Here is an 8,108-nt window from a genome sequence, read left to right on the forward strand (position 1 = left end):
CCCCCCCCCCCCCACCTGCCGTCGCACGCGGTCGTAGCTTGCATGTGGGTTTGCCGCCGGCGCGCATGATGTGCCGGGCTGTCAAGGGCTTTGAAAAGGTTCCACGCCGATTCACACAGCACCCTCGGCAGTGCGTTTAACGCCAGACGCAGGCTTCGGATGGAAAACTCTGGCCTCTTAGCAATTGTCATCGTCTACCGGATTGTGCGCTCACAGCGCGATAGTCAACGAATTTTCGCACAACCATAGACATGATGTCGACGCGTTATTCCGGTCGATCCGGACTGTCGCCGCTTAGTTTCTCGTTCCGGGACGAATATGTCCAGCTTCGGTCAGAGAACGCGACCCGGGCTTCCTGGCGTCTTCGTCGCGAGGGGTCGACGGGTCAGAAAGACAAAATTAAAAATGACAAAAAGAGCCGTAAGGCGTTTTTAATTGGTTTTTCTAGTTTTATCTATAGTTTTAAGAAAAAATTCTTCTGCTGATTCAAGACGTTAGGACCTGTTTTTGGAACGATGTACGGTCACGACGGAATGATGTACGGCGTTGACGGAATGATGTACGGTTTTGGCGGCAGTGATGTACGGTCGCTTTGCCAGAAATCTCGAGTTATCCACAGCCCCCTTCCGCCCGGTCCCCCCGTTTTGGCGGAATGATGTACGGCGTTCTGACAACGGCCGGTGCGGCGCTGGCACCACACCGTTTTTGTCAAAAGAGCACGGATTGATGTACGCTATTTTGGCAGAATTTCCCGGAAAGGCACCGCCGGGCAGAGCTTTTGTCAAAACAGCCCGGAGTGATGTACGGCGTTTTGGCAGTGTGTCGGTGCTGCCTGATCGGGCAGCCGCTTGCGGTTCTGCATGTACAGCACGGGCCCGCGCTCGCCCTTGCGGAGCTCCAGATCGTAGTCGGGCAGCGGCTCCATCTTGGTGGCCTCAACCAGCTGCTCGAGCGCCTGATTGAACTTGTGGGCCGGGAGTTTCGAGCCGCTGCGGTAGTGCAGGTCCTCGACGCGGTAGAACGCCTCCCCTTCCCCGGCGGCCTTGCGCGCCAGGCGGTAGATGAACTTGGCCAGCGGCCGCGCGATCAGGAAATAATCCGGATTGAGGGTCAGGATCGATGGCTTGCCGTTCGGCGTGACCACGCCGTCGTAGACCCAGGCGGGGATCTCGATCTCGACCTGGTCGATCTTGTCCTGGATTGTCCGGCTGACGACCTTGAACCGTCCGATCAGCGGGAAGGCCTCGGTTTCGCGGCGCTTGCCGTCGTTGAGGTTGGTGATCTTGATGCGTGTCGCCTGCAGGCGGTCGAGGGCCTTTTCCAGCTCGAGGTACTGCTTGCCGCCGAGGTTGCGGCGGCAGAACTTGAGCAGCTCGGCCGCGGACGGGCGGTAGACCCGGGCCGGAAGGCTCGGCCGGAGGCCCTTCTTCTGGGAGATGTGATAGTCGCGGACCTCGGCGGCGAGGTGCGATACCATGTTGATGAAGATGTCGTAGTCGTAGGCGGTGGCGAGCCCGACGTCGGCGCCGCCCTCGATGGTGACGATGCTGTCCTTCAGCTCGTAGCGGAGCACGCCGCTGCGCACGGTCTTGGAGAGCGAGAACGGCGCGATGTCCATGAGGTTGAGGTCGTCCTTGACCGGGGCGTCGTGGACGGCCGGGACGAAGAACATCAGCTGGTCGTCGTCGAGCGGCGCGGGCCGGATGATCGGCCGCGGCACGCTGGGCGCCTCGTGGGTGATGGCCTTCTTGACCTCGCCCATGTGGATGGCCTCGCCCCAGCTGCCGAGGGCGCTGCGCAGGCCGTCTTCCTTGATGCTATCGAGGCGGAGGTCTGCGAAACTGCGGCGGGCGTAGAACCGGCGGAGGCGGCTGAGGGCGTCCTTGTCGAGCGGCTGGAACGGCTCGCCGCGGGCCGTCTGGATCTCTTTGACGACGCCTTGGAGGTAGGTGTTCTTCTCGTGCAGCGAGAGCGCCGCGAAGGCGGCCCGGTCGAGAAGAGTGAGCTTGTAGCGACTCATGCGGCGACAATGGCCCCAAACCGCGATTCGCTAAAGCGGATTGCCCGTTCCTGCGGCAGAAAAGGTGTGCATTGCCGGGCCTTTCCGGGCTTTTTGTGCCGCTGTGACGCTGTAGCGGCATAGGGCTACACCCCTGCCCTGCTCTTCGGGATGACGGCCGCGGGGTCCGCCTGCGGTACGACCCAGCGCGCCGCTGCGGAGGCACAGCCCTGCGGGGCGGGTGCGCCGGAGCTGGCGCCGCGGAGCGGTGGCCGCCCCTGCAGCGGTGTAGGGGTATGACGGCATGCGGGTATACCCTCAGGCATCGCTGCGCTCTTTCAGCTCGGCAACGCTCGGGTGGCGGCGGGTCTTGAGGATATGCTCGATCCCTTCCATCAGCAGGTCGTGGACCTTGCTGCGTTCATGAAAGGCGATCTCGCGGAGGACGTCGTGCACGGGGCGCGGCAGGTAGGTGCTGGTCTTGATGACCTCCTTCTCGGCCTTCTCCGGCTTGGGGGGCGCGAGCTGGACGACAGTTTCGCCGCTGTCGGGCGTCTGCTCCGGATTTTTGATGGCGATGCCGATGTCGGAGAATACCGACGGGCGTTCTTTGGCGGCGCGGCTCATGCGTTTGTTCCTTTCGATTGTTTGGCGATCCAGTCCCACAGGCGGCGGGCCTCGTCGGCCGCCTTTCCGTTGGGCGCGTATTCGGTGACCCCCTGCCCCACTGCGTAGGCGTCCTGGTAGTCGGCGCGCTGGACGATGATTGGCTCGGCTAGGCTGCCGATCGCCGCCAGCCCGGCGGCCATTTCGGCGGCGCGCGAGTTGTTCGGCTGGGACGGGCACTGGTTCAGGACGAAGGCGAACGGCGTGCCGCCGCGCAGGATCGCCTGCACGGTCGGGCGGACGGCGTTGACGTCCAGCCGGGTCGGGCGGAGCGGCACCACGCACAGCGTGGCCGCCTCCATCGCCTTGTGGGTCGCCGTGTTGTCGGCGCCCGCGGTGTCAAGGATGGCGACGGTAAACGTCCTGGACAGGCTGCGGACCATGTCCGGCAGCTGGGCGATCTTTTCTGCCGGGAACGCTTCGACGTGGGGCGCCGCGCTTTCGCGGGTTTCCGCCCAGGTCACCAGGGATCGCTGCGGATCCAGGTCGAACATGACGACCTTTTCCCCGGCGTCCTGCGCGGCCACGGCCAGCACGGTGGCCAGCGTGGTCTTGCCCGCGCCGCCCTTCTGGGTGGTCAATGTGATGATGTGCATGCCGTGTTTTACCCCTGAACCGGCACACAAGCATACCGGCAAGCCGTTAAACAGGCGTAACGGTGTAGCGCCAAAGCTGCACGCAGCTGTGGCCCTGTGCCAGTATAGGGGTATGCCGTTATGCTGGTGTGAAGGTTGCGCCGCGGCGCTCCGGGAGCGCCGACCGCATTGTGGGTCGGGACACTGCTGATACCGTTACCATTATAGGGCTGCACCGCTTTACCCCTCCAGTCAGAACTTTGGGTGACCTTCCGCCTGGAACATCTGGCACGCCAATCATGTCGCCGGGAAGGGGACTTCCTTCAGACGCCGGATTCAACTCGACCTGGTCGTGTGCCGGTATAGCCCTATCGGGGTGTGCCGCTGTCGCCCTGAACCGCTATGCCTTCACCCATGACCGTTTTCGTTTACCGGAAGCCGAAAGGGCGGCCGATGAGCGTGAGAACATCCCGGGCCAATGGTCGACGCTTGCGGATCCGCTCGGCGATCGAGCATGTCTTCGCCCGCCAGAAGGGCCCGATGGCGCTGTTCGTGCGCACCATCGGCATCGTGCGCGCCGAGATGAAGATCGGCATGGCGAACCTTGCCTACAACCTCATGCGACTGGTCTGGCAACAGGGGCGAAGTGAGCCCGCATGAGGGAAGGAAGCGCCGAGTTCGGCGTGCTCAAGCAGCGGATCGGCGGACAGCGCCGAAAATCATATCCCACCAAGGCCACAGCCTCTGGCCCGCGGCCTGATCCGCGACAACACCCGCAAAAGCCGCGGTACTTCGAGGCGTCCAGCTGGCCGTCAGCGGACGAGCGAGCCGCGGCGGTGGCCCAGGCGCACGCCCTGCGTGACATGGCCAAAGAGGGCGGCTTACGCTTCGAGGCTTACCTACCACCGGCTTTGGCAGACTGGCTGCTAGGCCTGGTAGGGGAGGGGACTTTCCTTGATCCCCGGGAGGCCGTGTTCGTTATGCTGCGGGAAGCCTACGACCTCCAAAAATACCCGGATCTGGGGAAAGAGCTGCTGAAGCGGCGGATCCAGGAGGGCCTGGATGATCCGCGGCCGAGCCTTTCCGAGGAAGCCTTTGAGGTCGACATCGTCGACATAGACAACGAAGGAGCCGACAGCGCGAAGGCTTGGCGAGGGGATCGGCGCCTCGCTCCCGCGCGATCGACGGGGGGCGACCAGCCCAACCCGCTTCCCGACCTCCTGCGTCACGATCCGGATCGATTCGATGAGATCGGTGTCATTGGAGATGACGAAGGCTTCGTAAAAGCGATCGAGCATGGCATCGCGCACCAGGTGGCTCGCGAGGTTCGCATCGCTGCCCTTTTCCTCAACCTTGGCGACCTGGACCATGCGCGGGCCGGGGAGGTTCCAGGCATAATTGGAGGGCTTGGCTGTCAAACGGCGTTGGAGCGGGACCCCGCTTCGGCGTCCAAACGGCTTATTCCACGCCGGTTCACAGCTTCAAGGCGTGACGCGACTTTGCCGCCTCTGATAACGTGGCCGTGCAGACCGAAAACCTGCTTGAGGTTACCCTTTGATCTCGAGCTTCAGCAACCCGAGCGTCGGAGAACCCCTCTCTCGGCGCAACCGTCTCACATCTGTCTAAGACCGGACCGCCATTCAACCTAACGCGGCGGCTGGCCGGTCTCGCCGGCACCACCGGCTCGCCTCATCGCCGTGCCGCCCGAGTAATCGATATTAGGCGAGGCGGTGGGCGTCGACGCCGGCTTCCATTGCGGATCAGGCTTCGTCGGCGATGCGCTGAAGATACTGACCATAACCGCTCTTGCCGAGCCCCTTGCCAAGGGAACGCAGCGCTGCGGTGTCGATATAGCCAAGGCGATAAGCGATCTCCTCGGGACACGCGATCTTGAAGCTCTGGCGATGCTCCAGCGTGCGAACGAATTCGGCCGCCTCGACGAGAGAATCAGGCGTGCCGGTGTCGAGCCAGGCATAGCCGCGGCCCATGCAGGAAACGGTCAGCGTTCCCTCTTCCAGATAGATCCGGTTGAGGTCCGTAATCTCGAGTTCGCCGCGCGGCGACGGCTTCAGCGTAGCGGCGAGACGCGAGGCCCGCTCGTCGTAAAAATAGAGACCCGTGACCGCCCATTGCGAGCGCGGCATTTCGGGCTTTTCCTCGATCGAGGTCGCCCGTCCCCCGGCGTCGAAGTCGACGACGCCGTAGCGCTCGGGATCGGAAACCTTGTAGGCGAAGACGCTCGCGCCCGCCGTGCCGACCACGGCCTCGCGGGCCGAAACCATCAACTCGGGCAGGCCGTGGCCGTAGAACAGATTGTCGCCGAGGATAAGCGCGCAGGGCTCTCCGGCGACGAAGTCTTCCCCGATCAGGAAGGCCTGCGCCAAACCGTCGGGGCTCGGCTGCTCGGCATAGGCCAGCTGCAGGCCCCAGCGGCTGCCGTCGCCGAGGAGCGTGCGGAAGCGCGGCAGGTCGTGCGGCGTCGAGATCACCAGAATGTCGCGGATCCCGGCCATCATCAGCGTCGACAGCGGATAATAGATCATCGGCTTGTCGTAGATCGGCAGGAGCTGCTTGGATGCGGTCAGCGTCATCGGATGAAGCCGCGTTCCGCTGCCGCCGGCGAGGATAATGCCCTTCACGCCCAATCCCTCTTCTGGTGTCGTTCCCGTGTGCGCTGGAGCGCCCGCTTCGTTGCCTGTTCCGCCCTCTTTATGTGGAAAAGCCGCCGAAGCCAAATGCTTCCAGAGAAAGATGGCTTGCCGCCGGACCGCAAGACCGAGGCATTGCTTGCGATCGGTTTCACTCGGTGCGGCACAAGCAGGCCGATGCTCTGCAAGGGAACCGCCAGAACTTCGCCTTCTGGTGCTGCGAAAGGCGTCAAAAGACGCACGCAACTATGAGGCTCGGCGTCCGTCTCCGGCACGGCCTGGGCCGTGTTCGCCGACATGCAGCTTCGGTCGCGTCGGGGGAACAAGTGCGATCGCCTCGATTGCTTCGTACTGCACCCGTCAGACCGAGGCGGCGGCCTCGGCTTTCTTGCCGGTATAACGCTCCATCACCTCGTCATACGGCCCGTCGTCGATGATACGACCGTGCTCGAGCCGAACCGCCCGCGTGCAAAGGCGCGACAGAAGAGCCTCGCTGTGGGAAGCCAAGACCAGGATGCCGGCCCGCGCGATGAAGGACTGGATCCGCTGCTGTGCCTTGTCGAGAAAGGCCGCGTCGCCGGCACCGAGACCCTCGTCGAGAAGCAGGATCTCTGGATTGATGCTGGTCGAGACGGCGAAGGACAGGCGCGTTTGCATGCCCGCCGAATAAGTCCGGATCGGCATGTCGAGAAACGGTCCGAGTTCGGTGAAATCAGCGATTTCCTCCAGCCGGCTCTCGATCTGGCTCCGTGAAAGGCCGAGAAACAGGCCGCGCAGCCGGATGTTGTCATAGCCGGTGGCATCAGAATCCATGCCGAAGTTGATGTCGAACAGAGGCGCGATGTGGCCCCGGATCAGGATGGATCCGATCTGCGGCGGGTAGATGCCTGCGAGAACGCGCAGAAGCGTCGTCTTGCCGGCACCATTGTGGCCGATCAGCGCGACGCGTTCGCCATGGCTGACCGAAAGGGAGATGTCGTTGAGGGCCTCCACGCAAGTGCGCTGGCGCGAATCCGATCCGACCCGCCCGCCTGTGGCGCTTGAGACGATCCGGTTGCGCAGGGATCGAGCCGAGCCGCCGTAGATCGGAAAGCTGACACTGACATTCTGAAGCTGGATGGAATTCACGTCACTCTTACAGCCAATAAGGGATCCGCCAGCGGAACCGCGCGTAGAACAGAAGGGCAATCAAGCAGTTGACAGCGGTGAACAGGAGGGAGAACTCCCAGTTAACTGCCGTTGGGAATCCGGTCAGGATCGGCGCGCGGACCAGTTCGATTAGATGATAAAGCGGGTTCCAGTCCGCGATTACCTTGCGGGCCTGGAGGTTATCGGCGCGCCAGATCACCGGCGTCACGAAGAACAGCGTCTGGACGACGTTGCTCATCAGCGGAGGAATGTCACGGAAACGCGCGCTGAGCGTGCCGAGCAGAAGGCCGAAGGCCGCGCCGTTGATGACGACGACACCGAGACCAACCAGCGACATCAGGCCGGCCCAGCCTGGATTGATGCCGAAAATGATCAGCACCAGCACGATGATAATGACATTGTGGAGGAAGATGATCAGCGACCGCCAGATCAGACGGAAAACATGCACCGAAAGCGGCGCCGGCATCTGCTTGATCGCGGCCTCGGCGTCGGTGAAGGTGCCGCATCCCTCCATCAGGAAGCCGGAGATCAGGGTCCAGACGACGATTCCGACACTCAGATAGGGCAAATATTCCTGGAGCGGCATATTGAACAGCGCGCCATAGGTGATGCCGAGGCCGCCGACGAAGGCGGCGAGGCTGAGCGTCACCCAGAACGGCCCCATGATCGAGCGGCGATAGCGCTGACGCATATCGAGCCATCCCATGGTTCCCCATAATTCGACCAGCTTCAGCCCGGCAAAGAGGTCTGCCAGGGTGGAGCGGATGGGGGACTGCCGATAGCTCGCCGCATCGTAGTGAACGGTAGCCGCGGGCATTTCAACGGTTGTTGCGGGCAGGGCTCTACTCCGAAATCACTGCGTCGAGCGGCTCTTAACAGAATTGGAATCGGACATGAAGCAGCGTCTCCGGTGTTATATGCTACCCTCGCCGGTTTAGAGCACGTCCCTCGATCGATGAATCGGATGTGATGTGACGGTTTCGCCCTGGTCTGATTCAAAGTCTGCCTCGATGGAGGTGGATGATGGCGAGAGCGCTGAGCGAGGATTTGCGATCGAGGGTTCTGAATGCA

The 8,108-nt window shown here is 62.8% G+C and carries 7 protein-coding genes and 1 pseudogene; 1 reads left to right on the forward strand and 7 read right to left on the reverse strand.

The window, feature by feature from the left end; translation table 11 throughout:
- Positions 1–781 precede the first annotated feature (781 nt).
- The 3 genes from AB5S17_RS22840 to AB5S17_RS22850 all read right to left on the reverse strand — a co-directional run bounded on the left by AB5S17_RS22840 (position 782) and on the right by AB5S17_RS22850 (position 3,261).
- Positions 782–2,020, reverse strand: coding sequence for a replication initiator protein A (locus AB5S17_RS22840; protein WP_369243491.1), 1,239 nt, complete (start codon positions 2,018–2,020; stop codon positions 782–784).
- Between the two features lie 297 nt (positions 2,021–2,317).
- Positions 2,318–2,626 (reverse strand): hypothetical protein, encoded by a 309-nt coding sequence (locus tag AB5S17_RS22845; RefSeq protein WP_369243492.1) that lies wholly within the window; start codon positions 2,624–2,626, stop codon positions 2,318–2,320.
- Positions 2,623–3,261, reverse strand: coding sequence for an AAA family ATPase (locus tag AB5S17_RS22850; RefSeq protein ID WP_369243493.1), 639 nt, complete (start codon positions 3,259–3,261; stop codon positions 2,623–2,625). The genes AB5S17_RS22845 and AB5S17_RS22850 overlap by 4 nt, the downstream gene beginning before the upstream one ends.
- A gap of 411 nt (positions 3,262–3,672) precedes the next feature.
- Between AB5S17_RS22850 and AB5S17_RS22855 the strand changes: the two are divergent.
- Positions 3,673–3,900, forward strand: a pseudogene (locus AB5S17_RS22855) (IS5/IS1182 family transposase); the annotation flags it as partial.
- 266 nt (positions 3,901–4,166) lie between these two features.
- Here the strand turns inward: AB5S17_RS22855 and AB5S17_RS22860 are convergent.
- From AB5S17_RS22860 to AB5S17_RS22875, 4 genes are all read right to left on the reverse strand, one after another.
- On the reverse strand, positions 4,167–4,610 hold the full coding sequence (locus tag AB5S17_RS22860; RefSeq protein WP_369243494.1) for a hypothetical protein: 444 nt from the start codon (positions 4,608–4,610) through the stop codon (positions 4,167–4,169).
- A gap of 390 nt (positions 4,611–5,000) precedes the next feature.
- Positions 5,001–5,885, reverse strand: coding sequence for a glucose-1-phosphate thymidylyltransferase RfbA (rfbA, locus tag AB5S17_RS22865; RefSeq protein WP_369243497.1), 885 nt, complete (start codon positions 5,883–5,885; stop codon positions 5,001–5,003).
- A 363-nt stretch (positions 5,886–6,248) separates the two neighbouring features.
- Positions 6,249–7,016 carry an ABC transporter ATP-binding protein gene (locus AB5S17_RS22870; RefSeq protein WP_369243495.1) on the reverse strand — a complete coding sequence of 256 codons (768 nt, stop codon included), beginning with the start codon at positions 7,014–7,016 and terminating at the stop codon, positions 6,249–6,251.
- A 7-nt stretch (positions 7,017–7,023) separates the two neighbouring features.
- The gene (locus AB5S17_RS22875) at positions 7,024–7,854 is read right to left on the reverse strand and encodes an ABC transporter permease (RefSeq protein ID WP_369243496.1); all 831 of its coding nucleotides are present in this window, start codon (positions 7,852–7,854) and stop codon (positions 7,024–7,026) included.
- Positions 7,855–8,108: the final 254 nt, after the last annotated feature.

It is taken from the genome of Jiella sp. M17.18 (assembly GCF_041027365.1).
GTDB lineage: Bacteria > Pseudomonadota > Alphaproteobacteria > Rhizobiales > Rhizobiaceae > VKMB-3413.

Coding starts and splice junctions, on each gene's coding strand:
- AB5S17_RS22875 (WP_369243496.1), bottom strand. CDS start 7,854: ATGCCCGCGGCTACCGTTCACTACGATGCGGCGAGCTATCGGCAGTCC.
- AB5S17_RS22845 (WP_369243492.1), bottom strand. CDS start 2,626: ATGAGCCGCGCCGCCAAAGAACGCCCGTCGGTATTCTCCGACATCGGC.
- AB5S17_RS22860 (WP_369243494.1), bottom strand. CDS start 4,610: ATGGTCCAGGTCGCCAAGGTTGAGGAAAAGGGCAGCGATGCGAACCTC.
- AB5S17_RS22850 (WP_369243493.1), bottom strand. CDS start 3,261: ATGCACATCATCACATTGACCACCCAGAAGGGCGGCGCGGGCAAGACC.
- AB5S17_RS22840 (WP_369243491.1), bottom strand. CDS start 2,020: ATGAGTCGCTACAAGCTCACTCTTCTCGACCGGGCCGCCTTCGCGGCG.